General features: G+C 66.1%; 24 protein-coding genes. 13 read left to right on the top strand and 11 right to left on the bottom strand.

Annotated elements, in window-relative coordinates:
• Nucleotides 1–88 precede the first annotated feature (88 nt).
• From ngcE to FOE78_RS02065, 6 genes are all read left to right on the top strand, one after another.
• Complete coding sequence (ngcE, locus tag FOE78_RS02090; protein ID WP_143984855.1) at nucleotides 89–1,504, top strand: N-acetylglucosamine/diacetylchitobiose ABC transporter substrate-binding protein; 1,416 nt, start codon at nucleotides 89–91, stop codon at nucleotides 1,502–1,504.
• Nucleotides 1,501–2,487, top strand: a complete 987-nt coding sequence (locus FOE78_RS02085; protein WP_228266005.1) for a carbohydrate ABC transporter permease — start codon at nucleotides 1,501–1,503, stop codon at nucleotides 2,485–2,487. Before ngcE ends, FOE78_RS02085 begins: the two co-directional genes overlap by 4 nt.
• Nucleotides 2,484–3,380, top strand: coding sequence for a carbohydrate ABC transporter permease (locus FOE78_RS02080; protein WP_143984854.1), 897 nt, complete (start codon nucleotides 2,484–2,486; stop codon nucleotides 3,378–3,380). The genes FOE78_RS02085 and FOE78_RS02080 overlap by 4 nt, the downstream gene beginning before the upstream one ends.
• 101 nt (nucleotides 3,381–3,481) lie before the next feature.
• A complete protein-coding gene (locus FOE78_RS02075) occupies nucleotides 3,482–4,012 on the top strand; it encodes a hypothetical protein (RefSeq protein WP_143984853.1) in 531 nt (176 codons plus the stop codon).
• A complete protein-coding gene (locus FOE78_RS02070) occupies nucleotides 4,006–4,188 on the top strand; it encodes a hypothetical protein (protein WP_143984852.1) in 183 nt (60 codons plus the stop codon). Before FOE78_RS02075 ends, FOE78_RS02070 begins: the two co-directional genes overlap by 7 nt.
• Before the next feature lie 102 nt (nucleotides 4,189–4,290).
• A complete protein-coding gene (locus tag FOE78_RS02065) occupies nucleotides 4,291–5,343 on the top strand; it encodes a LacI family DNA-binding transcriptional regulator (protein ID WP_143984851.1) in 1,053 nt (350 codons plus the stop codon).
• On the opposite strand, the gene FOE78_RS02060 is transcribed toward FOE78_RS02065, so the two are convergent.
• The 8 genes from FOE78_RS02060 to FOE78_RS02025 all read right to left on the bottom strand — a co-directional run bounded on the left by FOE78_RS02060 (nucleotide 5,324) and on the right by FOE78_RS02025 (nucleotide 11,518).
• Nucleotides 5,324–5,872 (bottom strand): type 1 glutamine amidotransferase domain-containing protein, encoded by a 549-nt coding sequence (locus FOE78_RS02060; protein WP_143984850.1) that lies wholly within the window; start codon nucleotides 5,870–5,872, stop codon nucleotides 5,324–5,326. The two genes, FOE78_RS02065 and FOE78_RS02060, sit on opposite strands and share 20 nt — an antisense overlap.
• Nucleotides 5,873–5,944: 72 nt before the next feature.
• Complete coding sequence (locus FOE78_RS02055) at nucleotides 5,945–7,489, bottom strand: FMN-binding glutamate synthase family protein (protein ID WP_143984849.1); 1,545 nt, start codon at nucleotides 7,487–7,489, stop codon at nucleotides 5,945–5,947.
• A gap of 424 nt (nucleotides 7,490–7,913) precedes the next feature.
• Complete coding sequence (gene rplI, locus FOE78_RS02050; RefSeq protein WP_143984848.1) at nucleotides 7,914–8,363, bottom strand: 50S ribosomal protein L9; 450 nt, start codon at nucleotides 8,361–8,363, stop codon at nucleotides 7,914–7,916.
• A 19-nt stretch (nucleotides 8,364–8,382) separates the two neighbouring features.
• Entirely contained in the window at nucleotides 8,383–8,619 is a 237-nt protein-coding gene (gene rpsR / locus FOE78_RS02045) for a 30S ribosomal protein S18 (RefSeq protein WP_091525463.1), read from the bottom strand.
• A 148-nt stretch (nucleotides 8,620–8,767) separates the two neighbouring features.
• Nucleotides 8,768–9,382: a single-stranded DNA-binding protein gene (locus FOE78_RS02040; protein WP_143984847.1), complete on the bottom strand. Its 615-nt coding sequence runs from the start codon at nucleotides 9,380–9,382 to the stop codon at nucleotides 8,768–8,770.
• 166 nt (nucleotides 9,383–9,548) lie between these two features.
• Nucleotides 9,549–9,839 (bottom strand): 30S ribosomal protein S6, encoded by a 291-nt coding sequence (gene rpsF, locus FOE78_RS02035; protein ID WP_143984846.1) that lies wholly within the window; start codon nucleotides 9,837–9,839, stop codon nucleotides 9,549–9,551.
• Nucleotides 9,840–10,082: 243 nt separating this feature from the next.
• Entirely contained in the window at nucleotides 10,083–10,583 is a 501-nt protein-coding gene (locus FOE78_RS02030) for a potassium channel family protein (protein WP_143984845.1), read from the bottom strand.
• A gap of 68 nt (nucleotides 10,584–10,651) precedes the next feature.
• Entirely contained in the window at nucleotides 10,652–11,518 is an 867-nt protein-coding gene (locus FOE78_RS02025; RefSeq protein ID WP_143984844.1) for a phosphatase PAP2 family protein, read from the bottom strand.
• 254 nt (nucleotides 11,519–11,772) lie between these two features.
• Between FOE78_RS02025 and FOE78_RS02020 the strand changes: the two genes are divergently transcribed.
• The 6 genes from FOE78_RS02020 to FOE78_RS01995 all read left to right on the top strand — a co-directional run bounded on the left by FOE78_RS02020 (nucleotide 11,773) and on the right by FOE78_RS01995 (nucleotide 16,445).
• Nucleotides 11,773–12,123, top strand: coding sequence for a hypothetical protein (locus FOE78_RS02020; protein ID WP_143984843.1), 351 nt, complete (start codon nucleotides 11,773–11,775; stop codon nucleotides 12,121–12,123).
• Nucleotides 12,124–12,224: 101 nt separating this feature from the next.
• Nucleotides 12,225–12,734: a DinB family protein gene (locus FOE78_RS02015; protein ID WP_143984842.1), complete on the top strand. Its 510-nt coding sequence runs from the start codon at nucleotides 12,225–12,227 to the stop codon at nucleotides 12,732–12,734.
• 318 nt (nucleotides 12,735–13,052) lie between these two features.
• The gene (locus FOE78_RS02010) at nucleotides 13,053–13,397 is read left to right on the top strand and encodes a hypothetical protein (RefSeq protein ID WP_143984841.1); all 345 of its coding nucleotides are present in this window, start codon (nucleotides 13,053–13,055) and stop codon (nucleotides 13,395–13,397) included.
• Between the two features lie 164 nt (nucleotides 13,398–13,561).
• Nucleotides 13,562–14,632: a M48 family metallopeptidase gene (locus FOE78_RS02005; protein ID WP_228266004.1), complete on the top strand. Its 1,071-nt coding sequence runs from the start codon at nucleotides 13,562–13,564 to the stop codon at nucleotides 14,630–14,632.
• A gap of 116 nt (nucleotides 14,633–14,748) precedes the next feature.
• The gene (locus FOE78_RS02000) at nucleotides 14,749–15,519 is read left to right on the top strand and encodes a DUF342 domain-containing protein (protein ID WP_143984840.1); all 771 of its coding nucleotides are present in this window, start codon (nucleotides 14,749–14,751) and stop codon (nucleotides 15,517–15,519) included.
• Nucleotides 15,520–15,653: 134 nt separating this feature from the next.
• Nucleotides 15,654–16,445: a deoxyribonuclease IV gene (locus FOE78_RS01995; RefSeq protein WP_143984839.1), complete on the top strand. Its 792-nt coding sequence runs from the start codon at nucleotides 15,654–15,656 to the stop codon at nucleotides 16,443–16,445.
• On the opposite strand, the gene FOE78_RS01990 is transcribed toward FOE78_RS01995, so the two are convergent.
• Genes FOE78_RS01990 through FOE78_RS01980 form a run of 3 tightly spaced genes read right to left on the bottom strand, consistent with a single transcriptional unit; the run spans nucleotide 16,446 to nucleotide 20,058 of the window.
• Nucleotides 16,446–17,849 carry a serine hydrolase domain-containing protein gene (locus FOE78_RS01990; protein WP_168207331.1) on the bottom strand — a complete coding sequence of 468 codons (1,404 nt, stop codon included), beginning with the start codon at nucleotides 17,847–17,849 and terminating at the stop codon, nucleotides 16,446–16,448. It abuts the gene before it with no gap.
• A complete protein-coding gene (locus tag FOE78_RS01985) occupies nucleotides 17,839–18,531 on the bottom strand; it encodes a potassium channel family protein (protein ID WP_143984837.1) in 693 nt (230 codons plus the stop codon). The genes FOE78_RS01990 and FOE78_RS01985 overlap by 11 nt, the downstream gene beginning before the upstream one ends.
• Before the next feature lie 36 nt (nucleotides 18,532–18,567).
• Nucleotides 18,568–20,058 (bottom strand): TrkH family potassium uptake protein, encoded by a 1,491-nt coding sequence (locus tag FOE78_RS01980; RefSeq protein ID WP_228266003.1) that lies wholly within the window; start codon nucleotides 20,056–20,058, stop codon nucleotides 18,568–18,570.
• Nucleotides 20,059–20,136: 78 nt separating this feature from the next.
• Between FOE78_RS01980 and FOE78_RS01975 the strand changes: the two genes are divergently transcribed.
• A complete protein-coding gene (locus tag FOE78_RS01975; RefSeq protein WP_143984836.1) occupies nucleotides 20,137–20,907 on the top strand; it encodes an SDR family NAD(P)-dependent oxidoreductase in 771 nt (256 codons plus the stop codon).
• Nucleotides 20,908–20,921 lie beyond the last annotated feature (14 nt).

The following is a 20,921-nucleotide window of genomic DNA, read 5'->3' as shown; positions in this document are numbered from 1 at the left end:
CTTGTAGTCATCGAGTGCGAAGGCACAGCGCAGCGTGATCGGCTCCCGGACGACGACGTCGGGATCTATCAGAAAGAGGCGGAACCGAATGACCGAGACGAAGAAGCTGGGGCGACGGACTCTCCTGAGAGGGTCGTTGGCGGCGGCCGCAGTGGTGCCATTCGGCGGCGCTCTGGCCGGCTGCGCAACCGGCGGCGGTAACGACAACGCCGGCGCCAAGCAGAGCACCGGCGCCAAGAGCGCCGACAATCCGTTCGGCCTCGCCAAGGACTCCACCATCGACGCGGTGATCTTCAACGGTGGTTACGGATACGACTACGTACAGTTCGCCGCCGACAAGGTGAAGGCGAAGTTCCCCAACGTCACGCCGAAGGTGTCGCCGTCGACGCAGATCTCCCAGGAGTTGCAGCCCCGCTTCGCCGGCGGCGATCCGCCGGACCTGATCGACAACTCCGGCGCCGGTGCGATGACGTTCAACTCGATTCAAGATCAACTCGCAGACCTCACCGACCTGGTCAACGCCAACAACTACGAGGGCAAGAAGATCAGCGACACCCTGTACGCGGGCGCTGTCGAGTCGGGCACCTTCGGTGGCAAGCTGCTCGAGCTGAACTACGTCCTGTCGCTGTACGGCATCTGGTACTCGGCCTCCCTCTTCCGGGACAACGGCTGGACCGTGCCGAAGACGTGGGACGAGGTGGTCGCGCTCGGCGCCAAGGCGAAGGCGAAGAACAAGTACCTGTTCGTGTGGGGCAAGGAAGCCGCCACCTACTACCAGACCCTCGCGATGCAGTCGGCCACCAAGGAGGCCGGCGACGACTTCCGGCTGCCGCTGGAGAATCTGAAGCCGAAGTCGTGGTCTCATCCCGCCATTCAGAAGGTCTTCCAAGCGATGGAGACCTGCATCAAGAAGGGCTACTTCAAGCCCGGCGGCGCCGGCACCCAGTTCACCGCCGCTCAAGCCCAATGGAGCAACGACCAGGCCGCCATCCTCTACCCGTCCGGTGCCTGGATCGAGAACGAGATGAAGGACCAGACCAAGAAGGGCTTCGAGATGACCGGCGCTCCGGTGCCCGACGTCTCCAGCAACGGCAAGATGCCGTACGAGGCCATCTACAGCACCGCGGGTGAGCCGTTCATCGTGCCGTCGAACTCGAAGAATCCCGCCGGTGGCAAGGAAATCCTGCGAGCGATGCTGTCCAAGGATGCGGCTGCCAACTTCGCCAAGACCAAGCTCGCGCCGACGATCGTCAAAGACACGCTGCCCGAGGACGCGTTCGGTTCGACCGCGCTCAAGTCGCAGATCAAGATGCTCGATGACGCCGGCAGCAACATCTTCCGGTTCACCACGATCGGCACCTACGGCATGAACACCGACCAGCTGGTGGTCTGGAACGACTTCCTGTCCGGCAAGATCGATGTCAAGGGCCTGACGGATGGTCTGCAGAAGATCATGGACAAGATCGCGAACGACAGCTCGATCAAGAAGACCGAGGCCAAGTGACTGCTCCGACACAGGTCGCGCCGCCGGGCACCCCGGCCCGGCGGCGGCGCCGCGGCCGCTGGACGCTGGACAAGATCTCCTTCATGGCCGTCTTCCTCGGCGTGCCCCTGGTGATCTATCTGGTCTTCGTCATCTCGCCGTTCGCCCAGTCGATCTACTACTCCCTGACCGACTGGAGCGGCTTCAGCAGCACGATGAACTTCGTCGGGCTGCGGAACTTCCGGGCATTGCTCAGCGACGATCTCTTCCTGCGTGCGTTGCGCAACAACGTCATCTTGTTGATCGCGTTGCCGATCTTCACCCTGGTGGTCGCGTTGATCTTCGCCTCGCTGGTGACGGTCGCCGGCAGCAGCCGCGGGCAGGTGCGCGGCCTGCGCAACTCCGGCCTCTATCGGGTGGTGTCGTTCTTTCCGTACGTCATCCCGGGGATTGTGATCGGCCTGATCTGGGCTCAGATCTACGACCCCAGTGCCGGTTTGCTGAACGGAATCCTGACCGGGCTCGGGTTCGATCGTTTCGAGTCCTACCCCTGGCTCGGGGATGAACGTACGGCCATGGCCGCCTCGATCTTCGCGATGGCCTGGGGTGGCATCGGTTTCTACATGGTGCTCTTCATCGCCGCCATCCGCGGCATCGATCCGCAGTACTACGAGGCGATGCGCCTCGACGGTGCCGGTCGTTTCTCGACAGCGATCCACCTCACCCTGCCGCTGATCAGGGACAACGTGCAGACCGCGTACATCTATCTCGGCATCGCCGCGTTGGACGGCTTCGTGTTCATGCAGGCGTTGAACCCGGCCGGCGGCCCCGACAACTCGACGCTGGTGATGGGGCAGCTGCTCTTCCGGACCGCGTTCACCCAGGGCAAGTTCGGCTACGCGACCGCCATGGGGGTTGCGCTGGCCATCGTGACGCTGGCGTTCGCCGCCCTGGTGTTCACCGTCAACCGGCTGACCGGCGCAGACAAGGACACCGGCCGATGACCGCTACCCAAACCGTTGCCGAGCCGACCGTTGCGCCGGCGCCGGACCGCAAGGCGAAGGACACTCCCGGCGAGCGTGCGACAGCAACGGTCGCCCATGCGGTGTTGATCTTGTGGACCATCGTTGTCCTGGTCCCGATGTTGTGGACGCTGCTGTCCTCGTTCAAGACGTCGTCGGAGATCTTCGCCTCGCCGTTCCATCTGCCGGCGACGCCCCAGTGGATCAATTACGCCCATGCCTGGCAGCAGGCCGGCATCGGACGTGCCTTCCTCAACACCGTGATCGTCGTCGGTGTCGGAGTGGCCGTGGTGATGATCTTGGGCGCGATGTGTTCCTACGTGCTGGCGCGATTCCAGTTCCCCGGTCGGCGGGTGATCTACTATCTGATGCTCGCCGGTCTGACCTTCCCGGCGTTCCTGGCGATCGTGCCGCTGTTCTTCGTGTTGAAGAACTTCGGCCTGCTCAACACCTTGCCGGGCTTGACCCTGACCTACGTGGCGTTCGCGTTGCCGTTCACCGTTTTCTTCCTGTACGCGTTCTTCCGGACGCTGCCGTACGAGATCGGCGAGGCGGCTGCGATCGACGGAGCGGGTGAGTGGAAGACGTTCTTCCTGGTGATGCTGCCGATGGCGCGGCCGGGGATGGCCTCGGTGGCGATCTTCAACTTCCTCGGCCTGTGGAATCAGTACCTGTTGCCGGTCGCGTTGAACACGACCCGCAGCAACTGGGTGCTGGCGCAGGCGATCGCATCGTTCGCCTCGCAGGCGGGCTACCGCACCGACTTTGGCATGTTGTTCGCCGCAGTGATCATCACCATCGTCCCGGTGTTGATCGTCTACATCATCTTCCAGCGGCAACTGCAGGGATCGGTCACTGCAGGCAGCTTGAAGTAGTACCGCACGATTCGCCTCGGGCCCGGGAGCTGTGCAGCTTCCGGGCTCGAAGTGTCTTTGCTGACCGGTGCGCCGGATAGTCTGCGGGCAGCAAACGGGAGGTGGACATGGGCGGCTTCGCCACGGTCATGGTGATCTTGATGATGGTGATCGTCGCGTTCGCGGTGGTCGCCTGGATGGTCGGCCAGCGCGCCAAGGAGAAGCGCGAGGACGAGTTCGGCAAGCTGGCCGCGAGCCGTGGTTGGCAGTTCCTGGCCGAGGACAACTCGTACGCAAAGCGCTGGCAGGGCAAGCCCTTCGAACGAGGCGGCCGAGCGAACAACATCATCCTCGGCCACCATCGCAACCGGGCCTTCTGCAGCTTCCAGTACAGCTACACCAGTTCGTCCTACAACGGCAAGACCACCACCACCCACACGCACAACTTCATGGTCGTGGTGGTGTCGCTGCCGGCCGCTGTGCCGGAGTTCAGTGTCGGTGCGGAAGGCGCCTTCGGCGGCAAGGTCGCCGAGGCGTTCGGCTTCCATCGGATCAACACCGGCGATGACGACTTCGACAACACGTTCAAGATCAATGCGACGACGAGAACTTCGGTCGTTGGCTGCTGCAGCCCGGACTGGTCGAGTTGTTGAAGTCGACCGGTGCCTGGGATTGGCGGCTGGCCGGACCGGACATGTTCTCCTACCAGGGCGGCGCTTTCGAGGCGGCCATGCTGCAACCTCGGCTCGACCTGATGTGCGACGTACTCGACCGGATCCCGGCCGACGTCTGGAACCGTTCCGTCTGGAGGCCGTACGAGCGCCGATGACAATCTGGTCATCGAGCCGTACCGGGCGACCGACCGGCTCGATATCCGGTGGGTGTGTCGATTCCGGAATGGGACCGGTGATAAACCGATACAGTTCCAGAGATGCAGAAGGGCCGGGCCCGGCGACCGACGATCGCCGATGTCGCTGATCGTGCTGGCGTGTCCAAGGGCGCTGTTTCCTTTGCCTTGAACGGATCCCCGGGGGTCAGCGAACAGACCAGAGAGCGGATCAAGAAGGCAGCCGACGATCTCGGCTGGCATCCGCACCATGCGGCCCGGTCGCTGCGTCAGTCGCGTGCGGAGTCGGTCGGCATGATCGTCAACCGGCCGATGCGGACCCTCGGCGTCGAACCGTTCTACGCCCAGCTCAGCTCCGGCCTGTCGGCGGAACTGGCCGAGCATGGCATCAGCCTGCAGACCTTCATCGTCGGCTCGGTCGAGGAGGAGCTCGCCAGCTATCGCCGCTGGTGGCTCGAGCGCCGGGTGGACGGATTCGTGCTGATGGATCCGACCCCGGACGACCCGCGAACAGCCGCGCTGAATGATCTTGAACTGCCCGGGGTGGTGATCGGCGAACCGGAGACCGCCGGAGGACTCAGCAGTGTCTGGGCCGACGACACCGCGGCGATGCGCAGCTGCCTGGATCACCTTGTGGGGTTGGGACATCGTCGGATCGCCCATGTCTGCGGCACCGCGTCCTACCTGCACACCCAACGACGGATCCGGGTGCTGCGCAATGCGCGGCGTCGCGGAGACCTGGAGTGGACGCGCTCGCTGGCCACCGACTATTCCGATCATCAGTCGTCGGATCTGACCCGGAAGTTGCTGGCCGGAGACTTCGGCGCCACCGCAGTGATCTACGACAGCGACGTGATGGCGCTGGCCGGTCTGGCGGCGTTGCAGGAGTCCGGAATCGCCGTGCCTGAAGAGATGTCGCTGGTGTCGTTCGACGATTCGCCGCTGACGCGACTCACCCATCCGCCGCTGACCGCGCTGCATCGAGACACCTTCGAATTCGGTTCGATCGTCGCTCGTACGTTGATCGAGTCGATGGCTCAGCGCAAACCCGTCACCGTGCAGGCGCCGACCCCGGAGTTGGTCGTCCGAGGCAGCACCGCCGCACCGGCCGCTCCGGTCAGCCGAGTTCGTCGATGATGGCCGCGTTGAAGGCGTCCAGGTCGCCCGGGTTGCGGGAGGTGAGCAGCACCCAGCCGTTGGCCGTACAGCGCTGCAGCTGCTGATCTTCCCAGGTTGCGCCGGCGTTGATCAGGTCCAGGCGCAGACTCGGGTACGAGGTGAGGGTCTTGCCGCGCGCCAGCCCGGCATCGATCAAGGTCCACGGTCCGTGGCAGATCGCCGCGATCGGCTTCTGGGCGCTGGCCGTTTCCCGGAGCAACTCCTGCAGTTGTTCGTTGCCGCGCAGGGTGTCGGCGTTCACCGTCCCGCCGGGGATGATCACGATGTCGTAGTCCTCGGCGCGGAGCCCCTCCAGCGGACTGTCCGGCTCGACCGTCGAGGCCCATTCCTTGTCCCCGTTGACGGTCTGGATCGTCTTGCCGGTGCTGGATGCGACCGTCACGTCGACACCGGCGTCACGCAGGTCCTTGGTCGGCGAGACCAGCTCGGCCTCCTCCACTCCGAAGTCGGTGGTAACTACCAGGGCTCGCTTGTCGGTCACAGGCATGTCGCTCTCCTTCGGCGTTGACATCGCGCGTGACGTACCCACTCCGGCAGCCGACGAAGCGGGTCGAACCGGTCACGCGTGGGTGCCGACGTACGGGCTGGGGAAGTGATCGGCGGACGCTGCGGCCCAGTCGCCCAGCCAGCTCGCCGGCGGATCGGACAGCAGCTCGCCCGGGTGCAGCCACTCGTACAGTTCGGCGTAGGAATGGTTCTCCACCTCGGACACGTTGCGACGCAACTGATGCGGGTTCAACTGCTCGGGCGTACGAACGCCCATCGACGCCATCATCGACATCGCCTCGGCAACGGTCGCCTGCTGATAGCGGTACACCCGCTGACTCTTGTCGGCCACGTCCAGTGCCCTGGATCGGCGCGGATTCTGGGTGGCGACGCCGACCGGGCAACGATCGGTGTGACAGCGCTGGGACTGGATGCAACCGATCGCCATCATCATCGCCCGGGCCGCGTTGGTGTAGTCGGCGCCCTGGATCATCCGCTTGACGATGTCGCTGCCGGTGGCGACCTTGCCGCTGGCACCGAGCTTGATCCGGTCCCGCAACCCGGTGCCGACCAGCGCGTTGTGGAGCAGCATCAGCCCTTCGGTCAGCGGCATCCCGACATGGTCCTCGTACTCCAGCGGAGCGGCCGCGGTGCCGCCCTCGGAACCGTCGACGATGATGAAGTCCGGCGCCGTACCGACCTGCAGGATGGCCTTGCAGATGGCCAGGACGTCCTGCCGATTGCCGACGCACAGCTTGAAGCCGGCCGGTTTGCCACCGGACAGCTCTCGCATCCTGGCGATGAATTCGATCAGTTCGACCGGCGTGGAGAAGACCCGATGACCGGGCGGGCTGACGCATTTCTGGCCCTGCGGTACGTTGCGGATGCGGGCGATCTCGGCGCTGACCTTGGCCGCCGGGAGCACCCCGCCGATGCCCGGCTTCGCACCCTGCGACAGCTTCAGCGACACCGCCTTCACCTGTTCGTGCGAACTGTTCTCCACGAACTGACCCGGATCGAAGTGCCCGTCCTTGGTCCGGGTGGAGAAGTAGCCGGAGCCGATCTCCCAGACCAGATCGCCGCCGTTCTCCAAGTGGTACGGCGACAGCCCGCCCTCGCCGGTGTCGTGCGCGAACCCGCCGAGCTTGGAGCCCTTGTTGAGCGCCCGGATCGCGTTGGCCGAGAGCGCGCCGAAGCTCATCGCCGACACGTTCAGCAGAGCCATGCTGTACGGCTTGCTGCAGTCCGGACCGCCGATCAGCACCCGCGGCGGGTCGTCCGGCGGATCGAGCGGCGCCACCGAATGCAGCAGAAACTCGTAGCCGGCCCGGTTGACGTCGCGTTCGGTGCCGAACGCCTGCTCGCCGTGGATGCCCTTGGCGCGTTCGTAGATGATCGATCGGACGTCGCGATCGTACGGGCGGCCGTCGGTGTTGCGCTCGATGAAGTACTGCTGGACCTCCGGCCGGATGTCCTCCAGCAGATAGCGCAGGTGGCCGACGATCGGATAGTTGCGCAGCACCGAATGCTTGCGCTGCAGCAGATCCCAGGCCGCCACCGCTGCCGCGATGCCCGCCGTCGTACCGGCAGCAACTCCTGCCTTCTTCGCTCCGCCCATCCTTGTCCCCCTCGTTCCGCATCAGCCGATCCGTCCACGCCGCGCCGGTCGACCTGGTCGCCCGATCGTCCCATCCGTAACCCCACCGCATCGCGTGACCTGCCCGAAGCGCGACCCGCAGCTCGCTCCGAAGGGCCGGGGTCGGGACATTCGGCTGGAAACAAGCCCGCCCGCGCCTCCGACGCGCACAGAAGCCGACTCCGGCGGGAGAACGAACACACCTCGAGCCCCAACCGCACCCAGAACCCAACACCGGCTGGAAAACGAACAGTCGGCACGCCGCTCCGACGCTCCAGAACCCAACTGCGGCGGGAAAACGAACACACCACCCTGCGGGCCGCAGGGTCACATCGCCAGCATGCAGAAGGGCGGCTCCGAAGAGCCGCCCTTCTGATGTTGCGCTGTAGTTCCGGTGTCGAACCGATCAGGCGTCGGCGACCACGGTGACGCCGACGTGGGCGGTCACTGCGTCGTGCAACTTGATGCCGACCTTGTGCGAGCCGAGCTGGCGGATCGGCTTGTCGACCTGGACCGAGCGCTTGTCGAGCGCCGGACCACCGGACTTCTTGATGCCGGCCACGATCAGTGACGGGGTCACTGCGCCGAACAGCTTGCCCGACTCCGAGGCCCGGACCGGGACCTCGACCGAGATCTGCTCGAGCTGATCGCGGACCTGCTGGGCGTGCTCGATGCCGCGGATCTCCCGCGCGTCGCGCGCCCGCTTGATGCCCTCGATCTGCTTCTCGGCACCCTTGGTCCAGCTGATCGCGAAACCGCGCGGGACCAGGTAGTTGCGGCCGTAGCCGTCCTTGACCTCGATGATGTCGCCGGCGACGCCGAGGTTCTCCACCGGCGCAGTCAGAATGAGCTTCATATTCGTTCTCCTACTCAGCTCAGCGAGCGGTCGAGGCGTACGGCAGCAACGCCATCTCGCGGGCGTTCTTGATCGCGATCGCGACCTTGCGCTGCTCCTGGACACTCAGACCGGTCACCCGGCGAGCGCGGATCTTGCCCCGCTCGGAGATGAACTTCCGCAGGGTCGCGGTGTCCTTGTAATCGATGGGCTGGCCTGCGCGCAGCGGATTCGCCTTCTTCTTCGGCTTGCGCTGTACGGCTGGTGCATTGGCCATTGTGGTGCTCTCCTTCTATGAGCCCGGCTGTCGCCGGAATGTGCCAGTTGGTTTCTGTGGTTGGGATCGGCCCTTCGACAGGCTCAGGGATCTTTCCCGATGGACGGCCCGCCGCCTTGCTGGGGACCTTCCGATTACTGCTTGGCGATCAGAACGGGGGCTCTTCGTTGGCGTTGGTGGCCCACGGGTCGTTGCCCGCCATGCCGCCGCCGTTGTTGCCCCCACCGTTGTTGCCCCCACCGCTGTTGGTGGCCCACGGATCGGAGTTGTTGCCGCCGTAGGAACCGCCGCCGGTGTTGGCCGGGGCGCCGGCATTGTTGCCGTAGCCGCCGCCCGAGTTGGCCGGGCCGCCGGCGTTGCCGCCGTAACCGCCGCCGCGCTGACCTTGACCGCCGCCGCTGCTGGTACGGGTGACCTTGGCGGTCGCGTACTTCAGCGCCGGGCCGATCTCGTCGACGTCGATCTCGAAGACGGTACGCCGCTCGCCCTCGCGGGTCTCGTAGCTGCGCGACTTCAGGCGACCCTGCACGATCACCCGCATGCCCTTCTGCAAGGACTCCGCAACATTCTCAGCTGCCTGCCGCCAGACGGCGCAGTTGATGAACATCGCCTCCCCGTCGCGCCACTCGTTCGTCTGACGATCGAACGTCCGCGGCGTCGAGGCGACGGTGAAGTTGGCCACGGCCGCACCCGACGGGGTGAAGCGCAGCTCCGGGTCGGCGGTCAGATTGCCGACGAGGGTGATGACGGTTTCGCCTGCCATAAGAGTCTCCGGTGATCAGCGGTTTGGTCGGTCCGTACCGAATGTGGATGTCGCCTCATCCAGGTGTCAATCTCCACGTGGACGTTCACGTCGATCGACCCTTGGAACGAGGTGGATCCCCACTGTGTCACGGACCACCGACAGTTGGCTGCCGGTTGTCCCCAGCTCAGGAGTGATCGGTGCGAAGAACCTTGGTCCGCATGATCGACTCGTTGATGCCGAGCTGACGATCCAGCTCCTGCACGTCGGCCGGGGTGGCGGTCAGGTTGACCACCGCGTAGATGCCTTCCGGCTTCTTCTGGATCTCGTACGCCAACCGGCGACGACCCCAGATGTCGATGTTCTCGACGGAACCGCCGGCGTCGGTGATCACCTTCAAATAGTTGTCGAGCGTGCCAGGAACCTGCCGCTCGTCGGTGTCCGGGTCGATGATGATCATGACCTCGTACTTGCGCATACGCGTTCTCCTCCTCCTCTGGTCTGTTGCGGTCATGGGACGTCCCCATGACAGGAGGGCGTTGCTCGGCCCCTGCGCGTTCGGATCGCGCTGGGCCAGCCGCCAAGACTACCGGGCAGTGACCGGCGGAGCTAATCGACGACGACGGATCATAAGAATGCTGCGCCAGTGGCCCTGCGCTGCCCGATCTCGGCCAGGCCGGCGCAACTGGAGCAGCATGCTGGTAAATGGGATCCGGCACGCTCAGCCACGCTTGGACTCGCGCCGCTCCTCGGCACGAGTCCGCAACCGACTGGTCAGCAGCGACGCCGCGGTGGCCAACACGACCACGTTGAAGACCATCTGCACGATCACCAGCACCCGCGCTTCCTGCCCGGCGGCATGGATGTCGCCGTAGCCGATGGTGAGCAGCGTGGTCAGGGTGAAGTAAAGGGCATCGACTCGGGTCTGCAGGCCGATGATCTGGCCCGGCTGCGACAGGGCCATCCGGTAGAACCCGAGCGCGAAGCCCAGCACGGCCACGACCACCGCGAGCGCGAGCCCGTCAACCCGGCTGTTCGGGTCGCGGACCTGGCGTCCCATCTGCCAGATCACCAGCGCCACCAGCAGCAAGAGAAAGGTCACAGTGAGCACGGCGCGGACGACCACGTTGTCGTGCCCCTCGCCCAACGGAACCAGGAAGTAGACGACCACAGCAAGCACGACGGCGACGATGCCGCGCAGTAGCCGCTTCCAGCCGTTCACCGTCTCATCTTGCCGGACGCTCGAGGTGTCAGCCTGGATCAGCGACAAAGAGGCGTCGCGCCAGCAAGCTAATTGGAGGTACGAGACACCAGTTGCGCGTAGCCGCCGACGGCCAACGCCGCCACGCCGGCAATCACCGCCGCGGTGAACGGGATCACCTTCGACGCATCGGCGGCGGCCGACCAGCCGAAGCCGTAGATGATCACACCGAGTGCGGCCAGCGCGCCTCCGAGCAGGGCGGCGAACATCCCGCTGTGGCCGATCCGGCCGTCCCGCGGTCCACCGGTCAGCAATCCGCTGACCAGAGCGGCCCAGGCCAGGGTCACCAACAGCCCGGCGACCACGTCACTGGGACGATGCCAACCGGCGATCACGGTCGCCAGCCCGGTCAGCCCGCCGACCGCAGAACCGATCAGCACCACCAGCCAGCGCAGCGCCCGCGGCGACACCAGGACGGCGGCCAGGACGAGCGAGAAGACCACCGTGGTGTGCCCGCTGGGCAGAGAATTGACCGCGCCCTGCCCGAGATCGGGCCGCTCGAGCACGTACCGCTTCAGCAGCTGAGTGGTGACGTTCGCACCGACCACCAGCACACCCGCGGCCAGCGCCAGCCGGAAACGTCCGCGCAGCACCGCGACCCCGGCCATGATCGCCAACGCGATCGCGGTCCCGCCGACGCTCACCTGCTGCAGCAGTTGGACCAGGTGTGCGTTGGCGGTACTGCCGTTGCCGCTGTCCAGCACCCGCATCGCCGTCTGGTCGTAGAGCTGGCCGCGAGTGGTGTAGAGCGCCACCCACGTCGTCGCCAGAACGCCCAGCACGGCCACCACGAACACCGGCATCGCGCTGCGGAGATTCCACGACAGTTTCCGCGGTCGCGGCTGTTGATATCCGCCCTGTTGCGCGGCCATCGGACGTTCGGTGGTCAAAGACATGCCTACAGCCTCCCCGATGGATTCAAGTCGCTTCCACTCGTACGAGGCGCCCCGCCGACAATCCACATCAATTTCACAGCCGCCTCGGAATTTGGCACAAGTCAACCGTGTCGCGATATTCTTCGCGCGCCTCCGTCGGTTGTTTTCACCAGGATCGGCGGAGCCGATCGGGGTCGGGGCGGCAATTCCTCGGGTCCGATGCGCCCCGTCAGTTTCCCGATGGCGCGCTGCCCGAACTTCCAAGGAGAACCACCATGAGCAACGCCCAGCCACCGAGCAACTTCCAGCCGGCACCGCCGCCCGGCGGCTACATGCCGGTCGCGCAGGATCCCGGCCGCACCCTCGGCATCGTCGGCCTGGTGCTGTCGATCGTCGCCAACGTGATCGGTTTGATCATCAGCATCATCGCGTTCACCAAGTCCAAGAAGGCCGGCTTCAAGAACACCCCGGCACTGGCCGGCATCATCATCGGCGGCATCCTGACCGCGATCTCGATCATCGTCACCATCATCGTGATCGTGGTGGCAGTGAAGGTCGCCGGCCACTGCGCCGATCTCGGCCCCGGCGTACATGTCGAGGGTGGCGTCACCTACACCTGCAGCTGAGCCCCAGCAGCAACCTCGTGAGGCAGTCGGGTTCCTTACCCGGCTGCCTTTCGTCGTTTCGGCTCTCGTCCGTCGGAGCCTCCTCGTTCTAGGCTGAGCCGATGGAAGGCTTCGACGAACCGGACGGCCGGATCGCGGATCCGAGCCGGCTGCTGATCGAATACCTCGAGCTCTATCGGCAGACCATGCTGCGCAAGATCGACGGCCTCGACGATGATCAACTTCGGCACACCGTGTTGCCGAGCGGTTGGACGCCGCTGGAGTTGATCAAGCATCTCGGTCACGTCGAACGTCGCTGGATCCAATGGGGGTTTCAGGCCATCGCGGTCGAGGATCCCTGGGGTGACAATGATCCGCAGACCGGCCGCTGGTCGGTCGGCCCGGACGAGTCGGTAGATGATCTTCGAAATTTCCTGCTCCAGCAGGGAGTACGGACGACCCGGGTGCTGTCGTCCGCACCGCTGGACACCCCGGCCGAGATCGGCGGTCGATTCAGTGAGGATCCACCGACGCTCGGTTGGATCGGCTTCCACTTGTTGCAGGAGTACGCCCGGCATCTGGGCCACCTCGATGTGGTCCGCGAACTGATCGATCAGCAGACCGGCGAGTAGCCGACCACTCCGGCGGGCCGACCACACTCTCCGGCTAGTCCCTCGTCGCCGGGCAGGACGGCTGATCTCCGGCTGTCCAAAACCCCACACGTGCCGGAAAATGACGGCTCGAACACCACGTCGGCAGCGGACATCGCGCCGGTGCGGGATGGGGATCGTCCGGATCGGAAGCTCTTGCGTGGAAGGGATCCACAGGGTCCACCCGCAGGGGATCCGCGCCGACGAAAATCAGTGGGATCTGGTGGGAACCGGACTTGAAAACGGGCCGTCACAGGCCCCGTACGCACATCGCGTACCCGTTCGGTTAAGGAGTTAGACATGAGTGACGCCCAGACCCCGATGAGCAACGCCGCCCCCTACGCCGGTGGCGTCGCGCTGCAGGAAGATCCCGGCCGCACGCTCGGCATCGTCGGTCTCGTGCTGTCCATCGTCGCCAGCTGGATCGGCTTGATCATCAGCGTTGTCGCGTTCCGGAAGTCCAAGAACGCCGGCTTCCGGAACGGATTGGCCAAGGCCGGCATCATCGTCGGCTGCATCACCACCGCGCTCGGTCTGATCGGCGGAGTGATCGCCATCGTCGCCGCAGTGCATCTGGGCCAGACCTGTTCCGATCTCGGACCGGGCGTGCACCAGGTCGGCAGCGGCGTCGTCACCTGCAGCTGATCTTGCCGCAGCCCCCGGGACTTGGACCCACAGCCCTGGCGACCGCGGCCCGCTGAACTCGTCCACCGCCGAAGTCCCCCGCCGGCCCCGTACCCGACCAGGTACGGGGCCGGACCTTTGTGCGAACCCTTTCACCGCTCCCGGAGCAACCTAGACTCACGCAGGTGAGCTATGCAGAGCAGCGGCAGATCGGGCGCGGACGGATTCGATTCCCCGACATCAGCCCCAGGGCGTACGAACATCCGGCCGACCGCGGTGCCTTGGTGGCGCTGCGCGCGATCCCCGGATTCGACGCCGTACTCAAAGCACTGTCCGGGGCGATCGGCGAACGCAGCATCCGGCTGCTCTATCTGGCCACGTCGATCCGGGTTTCGCCGCGGCAGTATCCCGAACTGCATCGATTGATCGAGGAATGCGCGACCACCCTGGACGTGCAGCCGATCCCGGAGCTCTACATCGAGCAGAGCCCGGTCCCGAACGCGATGACCATCGGCCTGGACAAGCCGATCATCGTGATCAGCACCGGCATGTTGCAGCTGCTCGACGAGGAGGGGCTGCGGTTCACCATCGGGCACGAGATGGGTCACGTGCTGAGTGGCCACGCGGTCTATCGGACGATGCTGTTGCAGCTGATCGGCATCGCGCAGTCCATCCAGTGGATGCCGATCGGCGTCTGGGGTCTGCGGGCGATCATCGTCGCGTTGAACGAGTGGTATCGCAAGTCCGAGTTGTCCTGTGATCGGGCCGGATTGCTGTGTGTACAGGATCCTGCGGCGACGCTGCGGGTGCACGCGTCACTGGCCGGGGCGCTGAATCCGGATGAGATGGACGTGGCCGGATTCCTTGATCAAGCTCGCGACTACCAGTCCAGCGGAGACGTCCGCGATTCGGTGCTGAAGCTGCTGCAGGTCTGGGGACAGACCCATCCGATGGCCGCGCTACGGGCAGCCGAACTGCAGAAGTGGGCTGCCGGGACGGAGTATCAGGACATCCTGGCAGGCAACTACCCGCGCCGTTCCGGCGACAAGGATGCGCCGTTCAGCGAGGACGTGAAAGCGGCCGCCGCGTCCTACCAGGAGAGCTTCAAGACCAGTTCCGATCCGCTGTTCAAGGTGGTCGGCAAGGTCGGCGGCGTGATGGGCGGCGTCGGTGGTCTGGCCGCCAATCGGGTACGAGATTGGTGGCAGGCCGGTCGCAACGAGCCCCCCTCGGCCGAGGACGCCAACGAGTCCTGATCCGCGGTCCTCCCCGGGAGCTGTCCGGCCCCGCGCCGAAAGACCCTACCGACGCGGACCGGCCGCCGTTAGCGTCCGCTCCAAGGGAGCATTTCGCTCGGGGGAGGAACAACAAAATGCGAAGAGTTCTGCGTGCCATCGGCACCCTGGTAGGGGCCGCCATCCTGATCGTGGCCGGTACGGCCGTCGCCTCCGCACAAGGCACGGCGGCAAGGGCGTACACCTGCACCGGCGGCGACGTTCCGTCCGGCAACTACACGAGCCTCATCGTCACCGGCAACTGCGCCGTAGCGGACGGCGCGATGATCAACGTCAGCGGCAACGTGTACGTGGCCGCCAACGCGGTGCTCGACGCGCAAAGCGCGCCGGCGACGATCACCGTCGGACACAACGTCACCGCAATGCGCGGCTCGCTGCTCGGTCTGGGCTGCCAGCCGCCCTCGTACACCGGCAACTCGGCGCACCCGTGCACCGTCGACCCGGACGGACACTCCACCATCACCGTGCGGGGCAACGTCACCGCGTTCGGCGCGAACACTGTGCTGCTGAACGGGATCAGCGTCACCGGCAACGTCACGCTGGCCGGTGGCGGCGGCGAGATCCCCTGGTCGATCAAGAACAACACGATCGGCCGCAACCTCACCGTCACCGGACAGACGGCCATCTGGGTCGGCGTTCTGTTCAACCAAGTCGGCGGCAACGTGACCCTGGCCGACATCACGGTCACCGATCCCGATCCGGTGCCGCGCGTCTTCATCGTCCGCAACACGGTTCGTCACAACCTGGTCTGCGTGGGCCTGCGCCCCGGAGTGTCCGGCGGCTTCATCCCCGGCGAGGTCAACACCGTCGGCGGCCGTGCGATCGGTCAGTGCGCAGCGTTGGTCTGAGATCCGCGCTGAGTGAGCTCGGCACCGCGCTGAGTCCCCGGCTTTCCGGTGCCCCGTCGGGATGACGGGACACCGGGAACTGCGTCCGGACCGGCCGCGCCCCCACTGTCGGAGCGGTCGATTAGGGTCGCGGCATGCTGTTGATCGGTGCACACGTCGACCAGGAAGACCCGATTACCGAGGCGAGGGCGCGCAACGCTGGCCTGTCGCAGTTCTTCCTCGGTGATCCGCAGGGTTGGAAGGGGCCGAAGGTCGCCTATCCCGGCGGTGCCGAGGCGTTGAAGGACGCCGCCGGCGAGGCCGGGATCACGCTGTACGTGCATGCGCCGTACGTGCTCAACGTCGCCACGAGCAACAACCGGATCCGCATCCCCAGCCGCAAGCTGCTGCAGCAACAGCTGGACGTCGCCGCCCAGATCGGTGCCGCCGGGCTGATCGTGCACGGCGGTCACGTGCTGGCCAAGGACGATCCGGAGCTCGGCTTCGAGAATTGGTACAAGTGCATCGACCGGGCCGAGATCGGTCTGCCGTTGCTGATCGAGAACACTGCCGGCGGCGACCGGGCGATGGCCCGGCAGCTGTCCAGCATCGAGAAGCTGTGGCAGGCGATCGGTGCGGCGTCCGGCGCTGATCAGGTCGGCTTCTGCCTGGACACCTGCCACTTCCACGCCGGCGGTGAGGAGTTGATCGGCCTGGTCGATCGGGTCAAGAAGATCACCGGCCGAGTCGACCTGGTGCACGCCAACGACTCCCGGGACGCCTTCGGTTCGGGCGCCGACCGGCACACCAACCTGGGCAATGGCGAGGCGGATCCGGACGGGATCGCCGCAGTGGTCCGCGATGCCGGTGCACCCGTTGTGGTGGAGACTCCCGGCGGCGTCGACGGACAGGCCGCCGACATCGAGTGGCTCCGGGAGCGGGTCTGATCAGCTCAGTCGTGGCGTGAGCCGCGTGCCGGTGTAGAGGTAGTCGCCGCCGGCCGGGTTCTGTTCGCGGGTGAAGGTGCCGTGGCTGTACGTGCTCCACGGCAGGCTCGGATCGGCACGAGCAACGAAATGATCTTGACTGATCGGGATCAATTCCAGCGACTCCGGCTCGTCCTCGGGATCGGGCGAATCCTCCGTCGGCCGGACGTCGACCCGCAGACCGGTGTCGGTGCGGGTGACCTCGTACGTCTCGGAGATCCGGCCGTAGCGGCCGACTGCGGCGACCGGATCGCTGAGCCGGTAGGGGTCTGCCGGTGGCTGGTCGATGCCGATCGGCGTGTCCAACCCGTACGACGCCAGCAGCGCGTGCCGGAGCCGGGCCCAGAGCATGCCCGCACCGGGACCGTTGGTGAGCAGGCAGATCGCCACCCGTTGATCCGGAAACGCTTGCAGGTAAGCGTATTGGCCGACCGTGGCGCCGTTGTGGCCGAAGACCTGGTGACCGTCCCAGTGATCGACCATCCAGCCCAGCCCCTGCCAGCCGTCGCGTTGCTGGCCGACCGGCTGCCGGATCTGCTCGGTCCGCATCCGGTGCGCCGATTCCGGGCTGATGATCATGGTGTCGCCGATGCTGCCGCCGCGCAGGTGCATCCGGGCGTACTGGAGCACGTCGGCGACGGTGGAGTTGATCAAGCCCGCCGGACCGATCGAACGCGGCAGCTGCCAGCGCTTGATCACCGTCCGCGGCTCGCCGGGCTGGCCGGCGTGGCCGACCGCGGCCGTGCCGAAGATCGCCTCCTCCGGCAGCGTCGCGGTCTGCCGCAGACCGAGCGGTTGCAGAAGTTGATCATGCAACGCCTGATCCCAGCTGGTGCCGGTGACGACCTCGATCAGACGCCCGGCCAGCACGAAACCGGCGTTGCAGTAGGAGAACATCGTGCCCGGCGTGAACAACTGCGGAACCTCCGCCAGCCCTTCGACATACCGGCTGACGGCGTCGTCTCCGCGGCCGTAGTCGGTGAACACGTCGCCGTCGATGCCGGAACTGTGGCTGAGCAGGTGTCGCAGGGTGACGGTCCGGGTGGCGTTCTCGTCGCCGAGCCGCAGCTCGGGCAGCAGTTCGATCACCGGCCGGTCCAGATCCAACTGCTGCCGCTCGGCCAGCTGCATGATCATCGTGGTGGTGAAGGTCTTGCTGATCGAGCCGATCTGGAAGATCGAATCCGGTCGGACCGCGACCAAGGTGTCCAGGTTGAGGACGCCGCTGGCGTGGCTGGTGATCACGTCCTGGTCGGCCGTCTCGCCGAGTTGCAGCACGCCGAGCGCCGCGCCGGGCACCTGATGTTGCTCGCGCAACCGGTCGAGCAGGGCCTGCGTGTCGAGTTGATCTTGCTCAAGCGTCATTGGCGAATCTCTCCACGGCATCGACGGTTCCGGACACGATCATCACATCGCCACGACGCGGCGTGGTCTGCTCGGTGGCGTAGCTGAAGTCCTCGCCGGAGCGTTTGAGGCCGACCACGGTGACCCCGTACCGGCTGCGCGGTCTGGTCTCGGCGAACGGCCGGTCCTGCAGCCAACCGGGCACCACGGTCTTGATCAACGCGAAGTCGTGGTCGAGCTGGATGTAGTCCAGCATCCGGCCGACCACCAGATGGGCGACCCGCTCACCCATGTCGTACTCGGGTGAGACGACGTGGTGGGCGCCGATCCGCTCCAGGATCCGGGCGTGCTGCCGGGTGACGGCCTTGGCCCAGATGTAGGGGATCTGGAAGTCCACCAGCACGGAGGTGGTCAGGATGCTGGCCTCCAGGTGGGTGCCGATGCCGACCACCACCCGTTCGAAGTCGGGCAGGCCGAGTTGCTGCAGCGCCTCGGGGTCGGTGCTGTCGGCGACCGCCGTCTCGGTCAGCTCCTCGGCGTAGCGCTGCACCAGACGATGATCGGAATCGATGCCGAGCACCTCGACGCCCTTGGCCGCCAACTCCAACGCGAGCGAGCTGCCGAAGCGGCCCAGGCCGATCACCGCGACCTGACGGCTGCCGTCGTGGTCCTGCTTGCGCCCGTTCGAACCGCTGCCGAACATGACCAACTCCTGTCCTCGCCCAGCCTTGATCCAGACTCAGCCGACCAGCGGCCGTTCCTCGGGATACTCGTACCGCCGTGGTCGGTCCCGCAACGCCAGGGCCGAACCCAAGGTGATGGGTCCGAGCCTGCCGACAAACATCAACCCGATCAAGATCAACTGCGCTGCGCTGGGCAGCCGGCCGGTGATGCCGGTGGACAGACCGACGGTGGCGAAGGCGGAGACCACCTCGAACAGCACCCGGTCCATCGAGTAGCCGGTCATCGCCATGATCGCCATCGTCGACGCCACCACCAGGGTCAGCGCGAGCAACGCTACGGCCAGCGCCTGACGGATCACCGTGGTGGGCAACTGCCGGTTACGGACATGCACGCTCGGTTCGCCGCGGAGCTCGGCCAGTACGACGAAGGCGAGCAGCGCGAAGGTGGTCACCTTGATGCCGCCCGCGGTGCCCGCGCTGCCGCCGCCGATGAACATCAGGATGTCGTTCAGCAGCAGGGTCTCGGGGCGGAAGGCGGCCACGTCCAGGCTGTTGAACCCGGCCGTCCGCGGCACCACCGCGCCGAAGATCGAGGCCAGGATCTGCTCCGGCAGCGGCAGCGGCGCCAGCGTCTTGGGATTGCTCCATTCGCTGACCAGGAAGGCGATGCTGCCGACCACCACCAGGACGGCGGTGGTGAACAGCGTGATCGTGGTGTGCAGGCCGAGCCGGCGGGGCCGTCCGGTTCTGCGGGTCCGCCGCTGAATCTCGGCCAGCACCGGGAATCCGATGCCACCGACGATGATCGCCAGCATGATCGGTACGCAGATCAGCGGGTCGCCGACGAAGCCGACCAAGTTGTCGCTGAAGAGTGAGAAGCCGGCGTTGTTGAAGGCCGAGATCGAGTGGAAGACGCCGTAGTAGATCGCCTCCCCGAGGCTGTGCACGCGATGGTCACGGGCGAACCCGACGGCCAGCACCAGCGCCACCGCAGCCTCGATGGTGACGGTCATCAACGCCACCCGGCGGATCACTCCGGGCACGTCGCCGGCGCTGAACGCCTTGCTCTCGGCGCGCGCGGTGACCTGCATCCGCAGCCCGATCCGATGGTTCACGATCAAGCCGATCAGGGTGGCCAGCGTCATCACCCCGGTGCCGCCGATCTGGATCAGCACCAGGAGCACCACCTGGCCGAAGGTGGAGAAGTACGTTGCGACATCGACCACGACCAGACCGGTCACACACACTGCCGAGACGGCGGTGAACAGCGACTTCAGCAGCGGGGTCGGATCACCGCCGGCCGACGAGATCGGCAACGACAGCAGCACGGTGCCGATGATCACCACCAGCCCGAAGCCCGCGACGATCGCCCGGCCCGGATTGCGGACGCCGGGCAGCGTGCGCTTGGTCTCCGGCACCCGGCGGCGCAGCATCACGACGCTGATCGTGCCACGGTCGATGGTCCGCACGTCCGATCGGTCGGCCGAGTTGACAAGAATCCTGCACCAGTCGGCCCGCACCGGCCGAAATCGGGCAGATTCGGCCATCTGGAGCAGCGTTCTTGTGATCGGACGCTCGCACACCGGCCCACCGGCCGGGTGGGAGCGGCCCCTAGGATCGGCCCCATGGCAACAGCCCTGATCACCGGCGGGACCTCTGGCATCGGCGCGGCGTTCGCGCAGCAACTCGCCGCCAAGAATTACGACCTGGTGCTGGTCGCGCGGGACGAGACGCGGCTGAAGGAGACCGCCGACGAGCTGCACACCGGCTTCGGCGTCGAGGTGGAGACGATCTCCGCGGACCTGGCCGACCGGCATCAGGTGCTCCAGGTCGCCGCTCGACTGGCCGATCAGGACCGGCCGATCGACGTGCTGATCAACAACGCCGGCTTCGGGGTGCACTCGAAGCTGCTCGACCCGGACACCAGCCGGCAGGAAGTCGCCGTCGACGTGATGATCCGGGCGGTGCTGCTGCTGTCCAACGCCGCCGGCCGGGCGATGCGGGAGCGCGGTTCGGGCGGGATCCTCAACGTGTCCAGCACCGCCGGCTTCATGACCATGGGCCTCTACTCGGCGGTCAAGGCGTGGGTGACGACGTACACCGAAAGCCTGGCCGGCGAACTGCACGGCAGCGGCGTACGAGTCACCGCGCTGTTGCCCGGATGGGTGCGGACCGAATTCCATCAGCGGGCCGGCATCAACGCCTCCAAGATCCCGGATCCGCTCTGGTTGGACGCCGAGCCGCTGGTCCGGCAGGCGCTGATCGACTTCGACCGCGGCAAGGTGCTGTCGATGCCCTCGACCCGCTACAAGATCCTGATGGGCATTGCCCAGCGTGCACCCCGAGGCGCCATCCACGCCGTCTCCCGAATGCTGAGCAGCAGCAGGCATTCGTGATTGCGGCAGAGAAT

The sequence above is a fragment of the Microlunatus elymi genome (assembly GCF_007362775.1).
Lineage (GTDB): Bacteria > Actinomycetota > Actinomycetes > Propionibacteriales > Propionibacteriaceae > Microlunatus > Microlunatus elymi.
The sequence above is the reverse complement of the archived record's forward strand: the minus strand, read 5'-3'. Positions and strand labels throughout refer to the sequence as shown.

What these genes read in the sequence shown, in the direction of transcription:
- FOE78_RS02015 (WP_143984842.1), top strand. Translation starts at nt 12,225, where the DNA reads ATGGAAGGCTTCGACGAACCGGACGGCCGGATCGCGGATCCGAGCCGG.
- rpsR (WP_091525463.1), bottom strand. Translation starts at nt 8,619, where the DNA reads ATGGCCAATGCACCAGCCGTACAGCGCAAGCCGAAGAAGAAGGCGAAT.
- FOE78_RS02025 (WP_143984844.1), bottom strand. Translation starts at nt 11,518, where the DNA reads ATGTCTTTGACCACCGAACGTCCGATGGCCGCGCAACAGGGCGGATAT.
- FOE78_RS02000 (WP_143984840.1), top strand. Translation starts at nt 14,749, where the DNA reads ATGCGAAGAGTTCTGCGTGCCATCGGCACCCTGGTAGGGGCCGCCATC.
- FOE78_RS02010 (WP_143984841.1), top strand. Translation starts at nt 13,053, where the DNA reads ATGAGTGACGCCCAGACCCCGATGAGCAACGCCGCCCCCTACGCCGGT.
- FOE78_RS02065 (WP_143984851.1), top strand. Translation starts at nt 4,291, where the DNA reads ATGCAGAAGGGCCGGGCCCGGCGACCGACGATCGCCGATGTCGCTGAT.
- rpsF (WP_143984846.1), bottom strand. Translation starts at nt 9,839, where the DNA reads ATGCGCAAGTACGAGGTCATGATCATCATCGACCCGGACACCGACGAG.
- FOE78_RS01995 (WP_143984839.1), top strand. Translation starts at nt 15,654, where the DNA reads ATGCTGTTGATCGGTGCACACGTCGACCAGGAAGACCCGATTACCGAG.
- FOE78_RS02020 (WP_143984843.1), top strand. Translation starts at nt 11,773, where the DNA reads ATGAGCAACGCCCAGCCACCGAGCAACTTCCAGCCGGCACCGCCGCCC.
- rplI (WP_143984848.1), bottom strand. Translation starts at nt 8,363, where the DNA reads ATGAAGCTCATTCTGACTGCGCCGGTGGAGAACCTCGGCGTCGCCGGC.
- FOE78_RS01975 (WP_143984836.1), top strand. Translation starts at nt 20,137, where the DNA reads ATGGCAACAGCCCTGATCACCGGCGGGACCTCTGGCATCGGCGCGGCG.
- FOE78_RS01985 (WP_143984837.1), bottom strand. Translation starts at nt 18,531, where the DNA reads ATGTTCGGCAGCGGTTCGAACGGGCGCAAGCAGGACCACGACGGCAGC.
- FOE78_RS02055 (WP_143984849.1), bottom strand. Translation starts at nt 7,489, where the DNA reads ATGGGCGGAGCGAAGAAGGCAGGAGTTGCTGCCGGTACGACGGCGGGC.
- FOE78_RS01990 (WP_168207331.1), bottom strand. Translation starts at nt 17,849, where the DNA reads ATGACGCTTGAGCAAGATCAACTCGACACGCAGGCCCTGCTCGACCGG.
- FOE78_RS01980 (WP_228266003.1), bottom strand. Translation starts at nt 20,058, where the DNA reads ATGGCCGAATCTGCCCGATTTCGGCCGGTGCGGGCCGACTGGTGCAGG.
- FOE78_RS02060 (WP_143984850.1), bottom strand. Translation starts at nt 5,872, where the DNA reads ATGCCTGTGACCGACAAGCGAGCCCTGGTAGTTACCACCGACTTCGGA.
- FOE78_RS02080 (WP_143984854.1), top strand. Translation starts at nt 2,484, where the DNA reads ATGACCGCTACCCAAACCGTTGCCGAGCCGACCGTTGCGCCGGCGCCG.
- FOE78_RS02040 (WP_143984847.1), bottom strand. Translation starts at nt 9,382, where the DNA reads ATGGCAGGCGAAACCGTCATCACCCTCGTCGGCAATCTGACCGCCGAC.
- ngcE (WP_143984855.1), top strand. Translation starts at nt 89, where the DNA reads ATGACCGAGACGAAGAAGCTGGGGCGACGGACTCTCCTGAGAGGGTCG.